Below are 15,431 nucleotides of genomic sequence, written 5' to 3'. Positions count from 1 at the left end.
CTTTTGTCGGAGCGGCCGGGTAGCCTGCGTCGGTGTTCATGGGCAAGAAGCAGCGAGAGCCGTTCCCCGCAGCAGCGAAGACGCTGCTGTGGATACGGGTGCTCAACCAGCTCGGCTCCTATGCCCTGGCCTTTCTCGCGGTGCTCACCGGCCCTGAGCTCGCACCCGCCGCGCTGGCGAGCTTCGGGATCGCCGCCTTGATCTCACGCTGGATGGGGGCCTTCCTCCTGGACCGCATGCCGCCACGGACGGTCCTCGGCCTGGGCCTCGGCCTGACCGGCCTGTCCTTGCTGGCCCTCGCCGCCGCCCGGACCCCGCCGCACATGCTGGGAGCGGTCGTCCTCGTGGGTCTGGCGTTCGAGCTGTACGAGCCCGCCACCCAGGAGCTCATCGCCCGCGTCGCCACCGGAGCACGGCGGCAGCAGGTGTACGCCCTGCTCGGAGTCTGCCTGTCGGCAGCGGGGGCGATGGCCGGCCTGCTCGCCGCCGTCCTGCTGCCTCTGGGCGTGCGGTGGCTGGTGATCACGGATGCGGTCACGTGCCTGGTAGCCGCCGGAGTCGCCCTGCGCTTCCTCCCACGCGGCGAGGAACGGGCCATCGCGCCGAAACGGCGCTGGCGGCCTCCCGCGCCCTTGCTCCGGCTGACGCTCGCCAGCACCGCCTTCGCGGTGGGCTGTCTGGCCGTGATGATGTTCATCCCCTTGGCCCTGCTCGAACGCGGCGCCCCTGCCTGGGCACCCGGGCTCACCCTCGCCGGCGCGGCGGTGCTCAGCCCGCTCGCGCTGTGGGCAGGCGGGCGACGACTGGCACGCCTGGGTCACGGGATCGTGCTCGGTGGCGGCGCCGTGCTGCTCGGCCTGCTCGCCCTGACCATGGCACTCACCGAACAGCCGGGGCTGACCGCGGCGGCCTATCTCGCGTCCACGGCCGTCAACGGACTGCTGCTCGGACGCTGGCAGACCCTCGTCGCCGACTCCGCACCCGAGCCCGAACGGCCGCGCTGGTTCGCCTTCCAGGGATCGTCCTGGGGTGTCGCCCAACCTGTCGTCCCAGGCCTGACGGCGATGTTCGGCTCATTGGCGGGCGCCCCGGGTGCGGGCGCGTTCTGGACCGCGGCTCTGGCTTTCCTGGTGGTGCCCCTCACCCTCAGCTACTCCTGACCCAGCGCCGCCCGCACGCCCGGCTCGATCGCCGCGCGGAAGGCCGCGTCCAGTTCGGCGGGCGTAGCGGTGCTCTCGCCGTCCACCCACGCCCGCATCAGCCCCATGAACGCGCCGACCACGCACACCACCAGCAGGTCCAGCGAGGCCGACGCCCGCGCGCCCGCGGCCATGAGCTCGTTCCTGACCGCGGCCGAGAGCAGTTGCTCGCCGCGCGCGTACACCTGGCCGCCGCCCCGCCGCCCCAGGAGCGCACGCACGAGCCGCCGCTGCTCCCGCACGTGCTCGAACATCGGCAGGCTGAACGCGAAAAGCTCCCCCGACCGGGCAGCCGGTACGGGATGCAGGAACGCGAGCTCGTCGAGGTTGCTGAACAGCACGTCCTGCTTGTCCGTGAAGTGCGAGTAGAACGTGGACCGGCCCACGTCCGCGCGCTCGATGATGTCGGTGACGGTCACCGCGTCGTACCCCTTCTCCAGGATCAGCGCCACCAGCGCCTCCTGGACGATCCGCCGGGTACGCCGCACCCGCCTGTCTCCGGACACTTCCCCACCCTCTGTTCGGTACCGCACAACACGGCCGATCTGCTCGTTGCTCCCTCACCATTATGAACGCATCATTCATAACTGAACAGCTTGTTCATCATTGGGAGGCAATGCCATGGGTCTGGGAAAGCTCCTGCACACCCACGAAGAGCACGCCGACGCCGGCGGCACCATCGACCACCCGCGCGCCTACGAGACCCTCGTCTCGATCGGTTTCCTGGGCGGCCGCCGCGCCGCCTTCACCCGCGTGGCGGCAGCCGCCAGGCCACGAGCAGGCGATCGCGTCCTGGACGTCGGCTGCGGCACCGGCTATCTCAGCCGGATCCTCGCCCCGGTCGTCACGCCCAGCGGCCACGTCACCGGCGTGGACCCCTCCCCCGCGATGATCGACTACGCCACCCGGCACGCTTCGGCCAACTGCACCTATGTGGAAGGCGAGGGCCAGGACCTGCCGTTCCCCGACGGCTCGTTCGACCTGGTGGTCTCCAGCTTCGCCGTCCACCACATCCCCGCCGGTGCCCGGCCCGAGGCGCTGCGCCAGATGTTCCGCGTGCTGCGGCCCGGCGGCCGCCTGCTCATCGCCGAATTCCGTCCACCTGCCAACCCCCTGGCCAGACACCTCATCGGCGCCCTCAGCGGCCCCGCCATGCGGCACGACCCTCGTCACCTTCTCGGCACCATGATCCCCGACGCCGGTTTCCAGGTGGAATCAGAAGGCCGTCTGCCGTACCTCCTCTACTACGTCCGCGCCACACGGCCATAGAACGGAGTCACCTCGGCAGGAGGAACGGGCGTGCGGAGCGGCGGGCTCGTTAGGGTCTGCGGTATGGCTCAGCACTGGTTCGATCCCGACCGGTCCGGCTCCACCGGCTGGGACCTGGCGGCTGTGGCACTGTGCGTCCTGGTGTTCTGGCTGCCGATCGACAGTGGTGGCCGCGCCGCCTGGGTTCATGACGTCGTCTCCCACTCGCTCGGCACGATCGCCGTCACCGCCGGGGTCGCGGCCCGCGCGGACGACATGGGGCGCATGCGCGTCAGGCTCGGCCAGATCGAGCAGGTGAGCAAGCAGGCGATGGAGGAACTGCGGACGACCCTCGGCGCCGTCCGTGAGAGCGACGAGCCCGCCGAACGCCGTCCACCGCCGGGGATCGGCGATCTGGCCGCGCTGGCGGACCGGATGCGGGAGGGCGGCGTTCCGGTGACGTTGACGGTGACGGATGCCGAGGGGGTTCCGGCGGGAGCCGGGCTGGCGGCGTACCGGATCGTCCAGGAGGGGCTGACGAACGTCGCCCGTCACGCCCCGGGCGCGCGCTGCACGGTCACGGTGAGCGGCGTGGACGGCGAGTTACGCGTCGCGGTCGTCGACGACGGCGGCGGCGGCGCGTTCGCCGGACGGGGTGAGCCCGGGTTCGGGCTGGTCGGGCTGCGGGAGCGGGTCGAGCTGCTCGGCGGCGCCTTCACCGCGGGACACCGGCAGGGGGCCGGGTTCGAGCTGCGCGCCGTGATCCCGATGCCGGAGGTGGCGCGTGACTGAGCCGATCAGGATGCTGGTCGCCGAGGACCAGGATCTGCTGCGGGCTTCGCTCGTGGAGCTCGTCGACTCCGGCCCCGCGCTGACGGCGGCGGGCGAGGCGCGTGACGGCCGGGAGGCGGTCGCGGCCGCCGCACGGCTGCGCCCCCACGTGGTGCTGATGGACATCCGGATGCCGGTCATGGACGGCCTGGAGGCGACCCGGGCCATCTGCGCAGCCCGCCCGGAGGTCAAGGTCGTCATCCTGACGACGTTCGACCTGGACGAGTACGTCTTCGAGGCCCTGCGCGCCGGCGCCGGCGGCTTCCTGCTGAAGAACGCCGGCACCGACGAGATCCTCAGGGCGGTCCACACCGTTCACCACGGCAACGCGATGCTCGCCCCCGAGGTGACCGGGCGGCTGATCGCCGGCTACGCCCGCCCCCGCCCGGACGCGGCCCGCCTGGCCGGGCTGACCGAGCGCGAGCGCGACGTCGTGGCCGCCGTCGTCCAGGGGATGTCCAACGAGGAGATCGCCGCCGCTCTGTTCCTCAGCCGGGCCACCGTCAAGACGTACCTGAGCAGGCTCTTCCTCAAGCTCGGCGTGCGCGACCGCACCCAGCTCGTCATCCTGGCCTACGAGTCCGGCTTCGTGGACGGCCTGCGGTAGCTGTCAACCTTTGGCCGATGCGGCCGTCCGGCCCCGGCTGGAACGCTGCAGGCCATGATCGAAGTTGTCGGCCTCACCAAACGTCATGGCGCCCAAGTCGCCATCAGCGACGTCTCCTTCGCCGTCGCGCCCGGGCGGGTGACCGGGTTCCTCGGCCCGAACGGGGCGGGGAAGTCCTCCACGCTGCGCATCCTGCTCGGCCTCGACCCCGTGCCGAGGATGCCTACGGCCAGCTCCGAGTCGGTCCCCTCCACCCAGAGATCGGTGGCCTCCATGACCTCCCGATCGTTGCGCAACTCCGTCCGCCGTCCCGACCGATACGTCGCAGGCGTCTTGTGGATACCGAGGACGTACTCGTGAACGGTGCGCGTCCTCGGCCCGGACCCGGCCCATCACCGATCTGTGAAGCTCGGGCGTCCACACCTCACCCATGCCCGCCGGCACGTCGGCGTCGCGGTCCAGATCGCTCATCAGCCCCTCCCCGCGGCCCCGAACCACTGCCTACAGAGTGATCCAGTAGCGGCGCTTGACGCCCACCTCCGTGGTGCGGACATCCTCCAGGACGCCACCGTTGCGCTCGATGCTGCGCGCCGATCCGACATTGTCGTCGTCACAGGTGACCAGGACCTGATCCATACCGAACGCCCGCGCCTCGGGCAGAACCGCCCCGAGGGCCCACGTGGCCAGGCCGCGCCTTCGGGCAGAGGGCCGGACGCTGTAGCCGATGTGCCCGCCGATATCGAGGAGGACGGCGTTCAGGTAGTGCCGCAGATCGATGGCTCCCAGATAGTCGTCGCCCTCGACGATCCACCAGTAGGTGGCGTGGACGCTCCCGTCTCCCAGGGTGACCGACCTGTCCGACTGCTGCCGCAGTTCCTTGACCCACGCCGAGAAGACCTCGGGGCTGTCCAGCTCGGCTTCAGGTGCGAGGCGCAAGCCGGTCCCGTCCTGATGGGCACCTGGAGGCCACTCGTCACGCGCCGCGAGCCATGAGGACTGGAGTCGACGTGTGGGTGTGATCAGTTCGGGCATGCGGGCGAGGATAGCAGCCTCTGATCAGGCATTTTGCGCTGCCCCTGGCCCGCGACGCCCCACTCTCCGCGGACCTGGCAGGGTCAGGCTTCGTAGGCGCTCGTCAGCCGTGACCGCGACGCCTCGAGGTGCGCGGTCATGGCGCTCGCCGCCGCCTCGGGATCCTTGCGGCAGATGGCGTCGAGCACCGCGCGGTGCTCATCGGCGGCGTGGGTGGCGATCCCGTGGCGGAAGTAGAGGCGGTAACCATGGGTGTGCGCGCGGAACCTGCGCAGCGTGTCGGCGATGAGCGGGCTGCGGCTGGCCTCGGCGATCGCGTTGTGAAACAGGGCGTCCAGTTCCGCGAAGCCACGGTACGCCTCGTACGTGTCGCCGAGCAGCGGCGACATCATCTGCTCCAGCGCCTCCCGCATGGCGGCCACCTCGGCGGCCGTGGCGTGCCGTGCGGCACGCGCGGCAGCGGACGGTTCGAGGAGCAGGCGAACGTCGTAGAGGTCGTCGAGGGCGGCCCGGTCGAGCAGCGGAGCCACCAGATAGCCGGCGTTCGGCCGGCGGACGACGAGCCCCTCCGACTCGCAGCGCGCGAGCGCTTCGCGGACCGGTGTCTGCGACACGTCGAGTTCGCGGGAAAGCCCGTCGATCGACAGCTTCGTCCCGGGCTCCAGGTCGTGATCCATGAGCCGGGCCTTGAGCGCCTGGAAGACCGATTCGCGGACACTGACCTTGGCCCGCTCGTCGGAACCCGGGCCGCTGGATGCGCCTGCCACCGGCGCGGAGTCACTCATCGTCCCTCCCTCTGAGGCCACCACGGACATCTTCGCCGTCGTGGTTGACACATGCCCGAACCGCCCTGCATCCTCATGCAAATCGTATCGTATCCGATCTGGGCAAGCTCGCCCAACGCAGAAGGATGAGCTCGTGACCATTCCCGGCTGGTTCGGTGACGCGGGTTTCGGCCTGTTCGTGCACTGGGACCATGCGAGTCAACAAGGCGTGGAGATCGGCTGGCCCCTGGTCGGCCATTCGATCCTTCCGGGCCGGACAGAACCCGAAGCCGACATCACGATCACGCAGTACCAGTCGAGCGCGGCCACGTTCGACCCGCGGCGCTGGGACCCGCGAGACGTGGCGCGGCTCGCCCGCGACTCGGGTGCCCGCTACGTGGTCTTCACCGTCCGCCATCACGCCGGGTACTCGATGTACCACACGAGGCAGTCGGAGTTCTCCGTCGCGGCGTCGCCGTACGGACGTGACATCACCCGGGAGTTCTTCGACGCGTTGCGCGCCGAGGGCCTGCGCGTCGGCGTCTACTACTCGCTGCTCGACTGGAACCATCCCGACTACCCGGCGTTCACCGACGCCGATCGTCCCTACCCGCACGAACGCTACCGGCGGCCCGCGCCTGAGCAGTGGGCCCGCTATCTCGACTACGTCAAGGGGCAGCTCACCGAACTGCTCACCGAGTACGGGACCATCGACCTGCTGTGGTTCGACGGGGAGTGGGAACGCACCGCGGAGGAGTGGCACGCCGCCGAGCTGCGCGAGCTGATCAAGTCCCTGCAGCCGGACGTGATCATCAATGACCGGCTGCCGGGCCAGGGCGACTACGCGACCCCCGAACAGGGCATGCCGCGCCGGCCACCGGGCGGACCGTGGGAGCTGTGTCTCACCATGAGCGAGAGCTGGGCGTACCGGCCCGACGACCTCGACTACAAGAGCCCGCGACTGCTCGCCTCCTACCTGAGCGAGGTCGTCTCCCGGGGCGGAAACCTCCTGCTCAACATCGGGCCGCGGGGTGACGGGTCGCTGGTGCCGACCGAGGTCGCCACGCTCAAGCAGCTCGGCGGCTGGCTCGCCAGCCACGGCGAGAGCATCGTCGGGGCCGCGCCCGCGCCGGAACGCCTCGACTTCCACGGCCCGGCCACGCAGCGCGGCAACAACGTCTACCTCCACCTGCTGCTGCAGCCGCAGGAGGTGCTCATCGTCCGGAACGTTCCCATCGGCTCGGTCGTCGGCGTCCGCCTGCTCGGCACCGAGCAACAGCTGCCGTACAGCGTCAACGAGGAGGTGCACAAGGCGAACGGCGCGGACGACGAGCCGCTCGGTGAGCTGTTCATCACCGTGCCACCACCGACCGGCGCGCTCATCGATGTCATCGCCATAGAGCTGTCAGCCCCCTGGAAGGACGGGTCCCGTGCCACTCTCTAGAACTCTCAGGGCAGTCAGGCCGGTCCTCGCGGGCGTCCTGCTCGCGGCCGTCGGCGTCGCGTGCGGCACCGGCACCGGACCGGGCGGCGGCGACGGCAAGTCGCTCCGGATCCAGATCCCCACCGGACCGCTGGCGAGCGCCATGCAGCAGGTCGGCAAGGACTTCGAGAAGGCCAACCCGGGCACGGTGGTCACCTTCGAGGGCGTCGACTCCGGCAGCTCCCGCGGCCCCAACGTGGCCCTGCTCAGCTCGACCGGCACCCCGGACATCGGCTACCTGCAGCGCAGCACGGGCGTCTGGTCCGCGCTGCTGAAGAACAAGCAGCTGACCCCGCTGGACGACGTCTGGAAGGCCGCGGGCCTGGCGGACAAGTACTCCAAGAGCCAGGTCGACTACTACACGACCGACGGGCGCCACTACGGCGTCCTCTACGAGCAACTGCTGATCAACCCCGTCTACTACAACAAGGCGGCCTTCGCGAAGGCCGGCATCCCCGAGCCGGCCGACCACCAGATCGCCTCCGTCGCCGACTTCGAGTCCATGGTGGGCAAGGTCAAAGCCGCCGGCTACGAGGGTTTCGGCGTGGGCGGTTCGAGCCCGTACGACCTGGGGCACACGCTGGACGCGCTGCTGCCCACCGCGGTGTCGGCCGACGACTACGCCGCCATGCTCACCAACTTCAAGCCCGGATCCCCCACGAACGTCAAGTACACCGACCCCGGCTTCGTGAGGGTGCTCCAGACGATCCAGGACTGGCAGAAGAAGGGCATCTACCAGAACGGGATGCTCGGCATGGACACCGACCAGGCCCAGGGACTGTTCACCAGCGGAAAACTCGCGATGCTGCAGGGCGGCAACTACACCTACGCGAGCCTGAAGGAGGCCAAGCCGTCGTTCGAGATGGGCTGGTTCCTGCTGCCCCCGCTCACCCCGGGCCGGAAGACGCCGTTCAACGCCTTCAACGGTGACACCCTGGTGGTCCCGGCCAAGGCGGCGAACCCGGAGCTGGCCAAGAAGTTCCTCCAGTTCTTCATGACCGACAAGTACCAGGTCAGCGTCATCGCCGCCACCGGGTCGCTCCCGGTGTTCACCTCGATCCCCGCATCGAGCCTGTCGAACCTCGGTGACCTGGTGCAGCAGCAGTTCGAGCTGTCGCAGTCCGTCGGATTGGTCAACATCTGGGACTCCACCGTGCCCTCCACCCTCGGGCAGGCGTTCTCGGTGCCGGTGCTGCAGAAGCTCGTGGCGGACAAGCTGACCCCGCAGCAGGCGGCGCAGCAGTACCAGTCGGCGCTGGAGGACCTGCAGTCCGGCAAGGTGTCGGGGGCGTCCGACTGATGACCGCCGACAAAGTCGTTCTGGCGGCGGCCGCCACGGCGCGGCCGCCTCGCCGGAGGGCACGGATCTTCCCGATCGCGGTGATGGCCCCGGCCCTGGTGCTGCTGCTCGCGCTCGTCGCCTACCCGATCGCCGGATCCGTGCGCATCAGCCTCGGTTCCTGGGACGGCGTCGGCGCGGTCGTCTACCACGGCCTGGACAACTACCGGCGGCTGCTGCACGATTCGCTGGTCTGGCAGTCCATCGGGACCAGCCTGCAGTTCTTCATCGGGACCGTGGTGTTCACGGTGACCTTGGGCTGTCTGCTGGCCAACGCGATCAGCCGGAAGGTCCCCGGCGCCCGGATCTTCAAGGTCGTCTGGTTCCTGCCGGTGATCATCCCGGTCAGCATCGCGGGCATCTTCTGGTCGAACGCGTTCCAGCCCACGACCGGTGTGGTGAACTCCCTGCTCGGCCTGATCGGGCTCGGAGACGGGCACGCCTGGCTGGCGTCGTCCTCGACGGCGCTGTACGCGGCGATCTTCGTCGCGGTGTGGACGCAGACCGGGTACGCGATGCTGATCCTGCTGGGCGCGATGGAGGCCATCCCCCAGGAGGTGCACGAGGCGGCCACGATCGACGGCGTCGGAGCGGCCGGACGGCTGTTCCGGATCACCCTGCCGAACATCGTGCCGATGCTGGGCACGATCACGACGTTGACCTCGGTGTTCTCGTTCAACGCGTTCGGCGTCATCTACGCGATGACCCGGGGCGGCCCGGGCAACTCCACGAGCATCCTCCCGGTGCTGGTCTACAAGCAGTCCTTCGTCGACCAGGACTACGGCTACGGCTCGGCCACCGCGGTCATCACGACCCTGATCGTCGCCGTCATCGGGATCATGGTCATGCGGATCTTCCGCCAGCAGACCCTGGACGCGCGATGACGGCGCCGCGGACCCCGAGCGGGGCACGGCCGGCCGTACGGCGACGATCTGCCTGGCGGCACGGCCCGCTCTGGTACGTCGGCTACACGCTCCTGCTGGTCTGGACGGCGATCACGGTCGTGCCGTTCGTGTCGATGCTGCTGCTGTCGCTGCACCCGACCAGCGACATCTACGCCCACCCGCTGGGGCTGGGCGGCGAGTGGGTGCTGTCGAACTACGCCGACGCCTGGCGGGGCGTGGTCGGTGGCGCGCCGCTGTCGACGTACATCATCAACAGCGTGCTGGTGGCACTCTGCAGCCTGGCCATCGGCGTGACCTGCGGCAGCCTGGCCGGCTACGGCCTGGCCCGCGCGACCAGGGGCCTGTCGAACGCGGTCAGCCGCGTCATGGTCCTCGCCTTGAGCGTCCCGCTGGTCGTCGCGCTGATCCCGACGTTCGAGCTGCTGGGCAGGTATCAGATGCTCAACAGCGTGCCGGGCATCTCGCTGGTCTACGCGGCGTTCATGACGCCCACCATCGCCCTCATCATGCGGTCGGTGTTCGCCGCCGTACCGCGGGAGCTGCTCGAAGCGGCCAAGATCGACGGCTACGGGGAGCTGGCCGCGCTGCTCCGCGTGGTCCTGCCGGTCAGCAAGGGCGGTTTCGTCTCGGTCACGCTGCTCGGGCTCATCTTCGTGTGGAGCGAGGTCCAGTTCGGCGTCGTCCTGCTGACCCGCCCGCAGAACCGCACGCTGTCGGTCGGCCTGCTCTCCTTCCAGGGCCAGTTCGTCAGCGACCAGGGGGCCTTCTTCGCCGGCCTCGTCATCGCGACGTTCCCGATCGTCATCCTCTTCCTGATCTTCCAGCGTTACGTCACGAGCGGCATCACCCTGGGTGCGCTCAAGTGAAGAAGGCATATGACATGACCCGAATCGAACGAATCGACGTCCAGTTGGTCGACCTGCAACCGGCGGCCGTCCGCGTCGACGCGATGCAGTCCTTCGTCAAGCAGGAGACGGTGCTGGTCACCGTGCACACCTCCGACGGGCTGTCCGGTACCGGGTACTCGTACACGATCGGGACCGGCGGGCGGGCCGTCATGTCGCTCATCACCGACCACCTGGTCCCGGCGCTTCTGGGCCGGGACGCCCGGCCGGTGGAGGCGCTGTGGCGGCACATGCTCGACCAGACCCGCGCGACCACCGTCGGGGCCATCACCTCGCTGGCGTTCGCCGCCGTCGACACCGCGCTCTGGGACCTTCGCGGCCGGCGTACCGGTGAGTCGCTGTGGCAGATGGCAGGCGGCGCGCACGAGCGGCTGCCCGTCTACGACACCGAGGGCGGCTGGCTGCACCTGCCCGTCGAGGAACTGGTGGACGGCGCGAAGCGAGCGGCCACGGCCGGGCTGTGCGGGGTGAAGATCAAGGTGGGCAGGCCGTCGCTCGCCGAGGACGCCGAGCGGCTCGCGGCCGTCCGCGAGGCGGTGGGACCGGGCTTCGAGGTCATGGTCGACGCCAATCAGGCGTTCACCTCCGCGGAGGCGATCCGACGCGCCCGGACCTACGAGCCGCTCGGCATCGCCTGGTTCGAGGAGCCGCTGCCGGCCGACGACCTGCACGGGCACCGAAGACTGGCCGCCTCCACCTCGGTGCCGGTGGCGGTCGGCGAATCCCTCTACTCCGTCCAGCGGTTCGGCGACTACCTGGCCGCGGGCGCGGTCGGCATCGTGCAGGTCGACGTGGCCCGCATCGGCGGGATCACCCCATGGCTGAAGGTCGCCCACGCCGCCGAGGCGTTCAACGTCGCGGTGAGCCCGCACTTCCTCATGGAACTGCACGTCAGCCTGGCCGCCGCCGTGCCGAACGGGATGTACGTCGAGCACATCCCGCAGTTGCAGGCGATCACCCGCAGCTCTCTGGTGATCGAGGAGGGCCATGTGACACCGCCCGACATGCCCGGCATCGGGATCGACTGGGATCCCGATGCCCTCGACGACCACCGCGTCGCCTGAGCGGGACGAGGGGGCCGATGACACGGGTGGCGACGGACCGGGGCAGCGGGACCGCCCACCCGCTGCCCCGGTCGCCCCGCACAGCGCCGCCGGCACCCAGCGCCGAGGCCGGTTCAGGGTGGGTCCGCCGAGTTGACCTCAAGTTTGGTTGAGGTAGCAGACTCGTGGACATGAGCGAAGACAGAGTGATCATTTATGAGGAGACCGGCGCCGACCCGTGGACCGACGTCATGACGATCCAGAACGAGGGCGGGCGCACGCGGGTGCGGGCCGTCGGCGAGCCGGGGCAGATGACCGAGCTCGTGTCCCGGCTGGTCGGCGAAGGGGCGACCCAGGTCGAGATCTGCGGCGGGTTCGGCGCGGTCTGGCACGCCGCGGCCGGCCGGGCGGCCGGTGGGAAGGTCCCCGTGGGGGCCATCTACTACGGGTTCGAGTCGCTGACCGGCGTGGCCTCGTACAAGACCCGTTTCGAGGCCGGGGAGACGCTGTCCGAGGCGTTCATCATCGTGCACGAAGGAGCCGATCCAGCGGTCGACGTGGTGGTGCACGAGAAGGCCGACGGCAGCAGGACGACCTTTGTGGCGGTGCCCGACGAGACCGTCGCCGGCGAGGTGGCCGGGAAGATGGCCGGCGAGCTGCAGCTGATCGAGCTGTACGGCGGGTCCGGGCCCGAGGGTGCCGAGCCGGTCATCCGCGCCGTGGACGGCCAGGTGCCGGTCGGCGTCAGCGCGTACCGGCGTTAGAGGAGGGTGCCTGGCACCGCCGAGTATGGGGCCGGCGGGTGTTCCGGTTGAGGCCCCCGTGCCACATACCCAGATCGCCTCGATTTGCAGGGAAACCTGAAGATAGAGCTCTTCGAATGGATTGATGGCAATTTAGCACTCCCACGATATCGATCCGATCCCTTTCGTGAAATGATCGCGTTTCACGACCCTCTTTGTGCGGGTATCCCTGACTCGGCATGCCAATTCTGGCGACACGGAAAAATGCCGAATACATCATCATTAGGGAAGCTCGGTGATTGCTCGCCTCAAGCCGACGAATTCGAGTAGGTGGTCCGGCAGACTCCGCACCGCCACCGCCGCTACGAGGCCGGAAATGCTGGGGCCGGCCTTCGTCGCGGCGATCGCGTACGTCGACCCCGGGAATGTGGCCACCAACCTCACCGCGGGCGCGACGCTGGGCTACACCCTGGTATGGGTCGTCGTGGCGGCCAGCCTCGTCGCGATCCTCGTGCAGTTCCAGGCGGCGAAACTCGGCATGGCGACCGGGAAGAACCTGCCGCAGTTGTGCCGGCAGCGGTTCACCCGGACGGGCAGCCTCATGCTGTGGTTGCAGGTCGAGGTCGTCGTGCTCGCGACCGACCTCGCGGAGTTCGTCGGCGCGGCGATCGGGATGCAGCTCCTGTTCGGCATGCCGGTGGGGGTGTCGGCGGTGGCGACGGCGGCGGTGTCGCTCGCGCTGCTCGAACTGCGTCGAAAGGACCGCACCCGCCCGTTCGAACTCATGAGCGCCGCGGCTCTCCTGTTCGTCGGCGCAGGCATCGGGTACGACATCATCGTCACGGGAAACCAGTCCGCGAGCGGACTCGCCACCGGGCTGATCCCGAGCCTCGGAGGTGAGGGAGCGCTGCTCCTGGCCATGGGCATCGTCGGCGCCACGGTCATGCCCCACGCGGTCTACCTGCACTCGGCGCTGGTGCAGGGACGCGGCATGACGACCGCTGCCGCCCGCTCGCAGCCGGACCTCGTCCGAGGGATCCTGCGCCTGGACTGCTCACTGGCCCTGGGCGTCGCCACGGTCATCAATGTGTCGATGATCGCCCTCGGCGCCGGGCTCGGCGCCGAGACCGGCGGCGCGTGGGCCGGCGACCTGCCGGCCGCCCATGCGGAACTGAGCGCCCGGATAGGCGGAGCCGCCGCCCTCGCCTTCGCCATCGCGCTCCTGTCGTCCGGGATCTCCTCCTCCGGGATCGGAACGCTCGCAGGCGACATCGTGATGCAGGGCTTCCTGGGCCGGCGGGTGCCCGTGCACGTGCGCCGGATCGTGACCATGACGCCGGCCGTCCTCGCGCTGTTCTCCGGCGCGCCGCTGACCGACCTGCTGATTCTCAGCCAGGTGGTCATCTCCCTCGGCGTGCCCGTGGTGCTGTTCCTGCTCGTCCGTTTCTGCCGCGATCGGTCGCTGATGGGTCCGCTCGTCAATGCCCCGCACACGACCTGGATCGCAGGCACCGCCGCGGCGATCGTCGCTCTTCTCGGCTGTTCGCTGCCGGTTCTCCTGCTGTTCTGACCTGTGAACGGGGTCTTTCGATGCACGACCACACCGGGCCCGACGAGGACCGCACCCCGCCCGAGACAGTCATTCCGATTTCCCTGGCCAGAATTCGGGTCAAGTTCTTCGTCTTCGCCGGACTGGCCGTCGGCTGTGCGATTTTCGGTGCGACCGTATGGCTCACCCTCACGCTGCTGCTCACGTGTGCCGCGATTCTGCTCGCCGTGGCGATCATAGGAGGGATGGAGCTGGTCCGTTCCCTTTTCTTCATGCCGCCGAAACGAGACTGGCGATGAGAGCCGCCGGCCGTCATTGCCGAACAGGATCGCTGGGGTTGGCCCGGGCGACGATGAGCGGGTCTATCGGCGTGAAGGGGAATTGAGGAAGCTCACGCTCGGGAATGCCGAAACTCGCGGCGAGGACTTCGCGGGAGAACGCCGACGCGGTGGCCCGATAGCCGATGTCGCCGGGCATGGGCTGATCGAAGAAGATGAGGAAGTGGATGTCCTCGTCGCCGATGACCTCGATATGGTGCGGGAAGGCTCGCGGCACGAAGTACAGGTCGCCGGGGCCGAGCAGATACTCGTCGAGGGTGTTGTCGGGGTCCAGGACGCGCATGCGCGCGTGACCTTTCTCGACGTATCCCATCTCGGCGGTCACCGGATGCCAGTGCGGTTCGCGCATCCCGCTCTCCCTGATGCGCAGGGAGTACATGGAGATGTCCTCCAGGGCGGCCCAATACTGCTTACGGGCCAGGCGGGCGTCACCGTAGGCGTAGGACAGCGGCGCGTGCTGGCCCTCGGCGTCGAACAGGTGAGCATTGGGCAGCCCGGCCGTGGACGGGACGTCGGCGGCACCGGTACGGCGGACGATCTGCTGGGCCGGAGACCGCTCGAAGGCGCTGAACGCCGATGAGGGCAGGTCATAGGTGTTGCCGAGCACCGCGTCGGTCATCGCGTTGAAGCTGTCGTGCAGCGAGAAATGCTGCGGGCGCTCGTTGCGCAGTGCCAGGAGGAACTCGGCGCGCTCGGCACCGATGTTCTCGATGTGGTAAACGGCGCCGGACTCGACGTGATACATCTGACCGGCGCTGACGATGAACGAGGAGAAGGCGTCGGCGTTGCCGAGGATCGACACCAGGACCGTGCCGGAAAGGCAGTAGCCGAGCTGGTTGGCGTTGACATTCCACTGCGGCTCGCGGATCGCGCCGGGTTCGAGGACGACGCGCTTGAGCGAGAGCCGGTTGAGGATCGGCAGCACGGTGGCGTCGACCATGGTGACCGAGCCGAGCTCGTTCTCGAATGCGGGTGACACGGTCGCCAAGGAGGTGATGTGCGGCGATGCGTTCGTCATGGCTTTCCCTTCGTTGCCGCAACCCGCACGCTCAAGGTCGAATGCGTGCCACCGCGAAAATGTCGCCCCGGGTCGCGTGGCGCGTCCACGCCGGTGGTCTATGAGTTGGCCTTCGCCCGCTCCCGTTTTCCAAGGTTAAGCATGATGTGTCCGCTGCAGCGGATTGTGGTGCAGCGTGTCGCCCGTTCGACCACGTTGTGCAACTGGCCGAAAGGCATGGCTCTGCGTTCACGCCGGCAGCACAGCGCCGGCACGACAAAGGCGGCCACCGCGACGACGGCCGGCACCGCAGGGGCGATTCCGGCGAACAGCGCGGCCACCACCGTGGTGTCCTGCCACAGGATGTAGCCGGCCGACAGGACCAGCAGCGCCGGCATGCCGGGCAGCACGAAGAGGGTGCCCGCCACCAGCCCACCTCGGGTGGTAA

At 69.2% G+C, this 15,431-nt stretch carries 17 protein-coding genes and 1 pseudogene; 13 read left to right on the top strand and 5 right to left on the bottom strand.

Annotation, left to right across the window (positions count from 1 at the left end; genetic code table 11):
• Positions 1–38 precede the first annotated feature (38 nt).
• Positions 39–1,160, top strand: a complete 1,122-nt coding sequence (locus AB0J87_RS58385; protein WP_363983814.1) for an MFS transporter — start codon at positions 39–41, stop codon at positions 1,158–1,160.
• Here the strand turns inward: AB0J87_RS58385 and AB0J87_RS58380 are convergent.
• The gene (locus AB0J87_RS58380) at positions 1,151–1,705 is read right to left on the bottom strand and encodes a TetR/AcrR family transcriptional regulator (RefSeq protein ID WP_363983770.1); all 555 of its coding nucleotides are present in this window, start codon (positions 1,703–1,705) and stop codon (positions 1,151–1,153) included. The genes AB0J87_RS58385 and AB0J87_RS58380 overlap by 10 nt on opposite strands.
• Positions 1,706–1,820: 115 nt before the next feature.
• Between AB0J87_RS58380 and AB0J87_RS58375 the strand changes: the two genes are divergently transcribed.
• The 4 genes and pseudogenes from AB0J87_RS58375 to AB0J87_RS58360 form a co-directional block, all read left to right on the top strand.
• Complete coding sequence (locus tag AB0J87_RS58375) at positions 1,821–2,468, top strand: class I SAM-dependent methyltransferase (protein WP_363983768.1); 648 nt, start codon at positions 1,821–1,823, stop codon at positions 2,466–2,468.
• A gap of 63 nt (positions 2,469–2,531) precedes the next feature.
• On the top strand, positions 2,532–3,239 hold the full coding sequence (locus AB0J87_RS58370; protein ID WP_363983766.1) for a histidine kinase: 708 nt from the start codon (positions 2,532–2,534) through the stop codon (positions 3,237–3,239).
• Positions 3,240–3,249: 10 nt separating this feature from the next.
• Positions 3,250–3,885 carry a response regulator transcription factor gene (locus AB0J87_RS58365; protein WP_363983812.1) on the top strand — a complete coding sequence of 212 codons (636 nt, stop codon included), beginning with the start codon at positions 3,250–3,252 and terminating at the stop codon, positions 3,883–3,885.
• Positions 3,886–3,939: 54 nt separating this feature from the next.
• A pseudogene (locus tag AB0J87_RS58360) lies at positions 3,940–4,092 on the top strand (ATP-binding cassette domain-containing protein); the annotation flags it as partial.
• Positions 4,093–4,386: 294 nt separating this feature from the next.
• On the opposite strand, the gene AB0J87_RS58355 reads toward AB0J87_RS58360, so the two are convergent.
• Together AB0J87_RS58355 and AB0J87_RS58350 are read right to left on the bottom strand one after the other, a co-directional pair.
• Positions 4,387–4,821, bottom strand: a complete 435-nt coding sequence (locus AB0J87_RS58355) for a GNAT family N-acetyltransferase (RefSeq protein ID WP_363983764.1) — start codon at positions 4,819–4,821, stop codon at positions 4,387–4,389.
• 179 nt (positions 4,822–5,000) lie between these two features.
• Entirely contained in the window at positions 5,001–5,702 is a 702-nt protein-coding gene (locus tag AB0J87_RS58350) for a GntR family transcriptional regulator (protein ID WP_363983762.1), read from the bottom strand.
• A 133-nt stretch (positions 5,703–5,835) separates the two neighbouring features.
• Here AB0J87_RS58350 and AB0J87_RS58345 point away from each other — a divergent pair, with 133 nt between their 5' ends.
• From AB0J87_RS58345 to AB0J87_RS58310, 8 genes are all read left to right on the top strand, one after another.
• A complete protein-coding gene (locus AB0J87_RS58345) occupies positions 5,836–7,125 on the top strand; it encodes an alpha-L-fucosidase (RefSeq protein WP_363983760.1) in 1,290 nt (429 codons plus the stop codon).
• Positions 7,112–8,464 (top strand): extracellular solute-binding protein, encoded by a 1,353-nt coding sequence (locus AB0J87_RS58340; protein WP_363983758.1) that lies wholly within the window; start codon positions 7,112–7,114, stop codon positions 8,462–8,464. The genes AB0J87_RS58345 and AB0J87_RS58340 overlap by 14 nt, the downstream gene beginning before the upstream one ends.
• Entirely contained in the window at positions 8,464–9,387 is a 924-nt protein-coding gene (locus tag AB0J87_RS58335) for a sugar ABC transporter permease (RefSeq protein ID WP_363983756.1), read from the top strand. The genes AB0J87_RS58340 and AB0J87_RS58335 overlap by 1 nt, the downstream gene beginning before the upstream one ends.
• Positions 9,384–10,274 carry a carbohydrate ABC transporter permease gene (locus AB0J87_RS58330; RefSeq protein ID WP_363983754.1) on the top strand — a complete coding sequence of 297 codons (891 nt, stop codon included), beginning with the start codon at positions 9,384–9,386 and terminating at the stop codon, positions 10,272–10,274. The genes AB0J87_RS58335 and AB0J87_RS58330 overlap by 4 nt, the downstream gene beginning before the upstream one ends.
• Before the next feature lie 14 nt (positions 10,275–10,288).
• The gene (locus AB0J87_RS58325) at positions 10,289–11,377 is read left to right on the top strand and encodes a mandelate racemase/muconate lactonizing enzyme family protein (protein ID WP_363983752.1); all 1,089 of its coding nucleotides are present in this window, start codon (positions 10,289–10,291) and stop codon (positions 11,375–11,377) included.
• Between the two features lie 170 nt (positions 11,378–11,547).
• Entirely contained in the window at positions 11,548–12,120 is a 573-nt protein-coding gene (locus AB0J87_RS58320) for a DUF6506 family protein (RefSeq protein WP_363983750.1), read from the top strand.
• A gap of 355 nt (positions 12,121–12,475) precedes the next feature.
• Positions 12,476–13,669 carry an Nramp family divalent metal transporter gene (locus tag AB0J87_RS58315; RefSeq protein ID WP_363983748.1) on the top strand — a complete coding sequence of 398 codons (1,194 nt, stop codon included), beginning with the start codon at positions 12,476–12,478 and terminating at the stop codon, positions 13,667–13,669.
• Positions 13,670–13,689: 20 nt separating this feature from the next.
• The gene (locus AB0J87_RS58310) at positions 13,690–13,947 is read left to right on the top strand and encodes a hypothetical protein (protein ID WP_363983746.1); all 258 of its coding nucleotides are present in this window, start codon (positions 13,690–13,692) and stop codon (positions 13,945–13,947) included.
• Between the two features lie 13 nt (positions 13,948–13,960).
• On the opposite strand, the gene AB0J87_RS58305 is transcribed toward AB0J87_RS58310, so the two are convergent.
• Together AB0J87_RS58305 and AB0J87_RS58300 are read right to left on the bottom strand one after the other, a co-directional pair.
• Complete coding sequence (locus AB0J87_RS58305) at positions 13,961–15,004, bottom strand: cupin domain-containing protein (RefSeq protein WP_363983744.1); 1,044 nt, start codon at positions 15,002–15,004, stop codon at positions 13,961–13,963.
• Between the two features lie 98 nt (positions 15,005–15,102).
• Positions 15,103–15,414, bottom strand: a complete 312-nt coding sequence (locus tag AB0J87_RS58300; protein WP_363983810.1) for a hypothetical protein — start codon at positions 15,412–15,414, stop codon at positions 15,103–15,105.
• Between the last annotated feature and the right edge of the window lie 17 nt (positions 15,415–15,431).

Source organism: Nonomuraea sp. NPDC049625 (assembly GCF_040675285.1).
GTDB lineage: Bacteria > Actinomycetota > Actinomycetes > Streptosporangiales > Streptosporangiaceae > Nonomuraea > Nonomuraea angiospora_A.
Note: the sequence above shows the minus strand (reverse complement) of the source record. Positions and strands in the feature narration are given on the sequence as shown.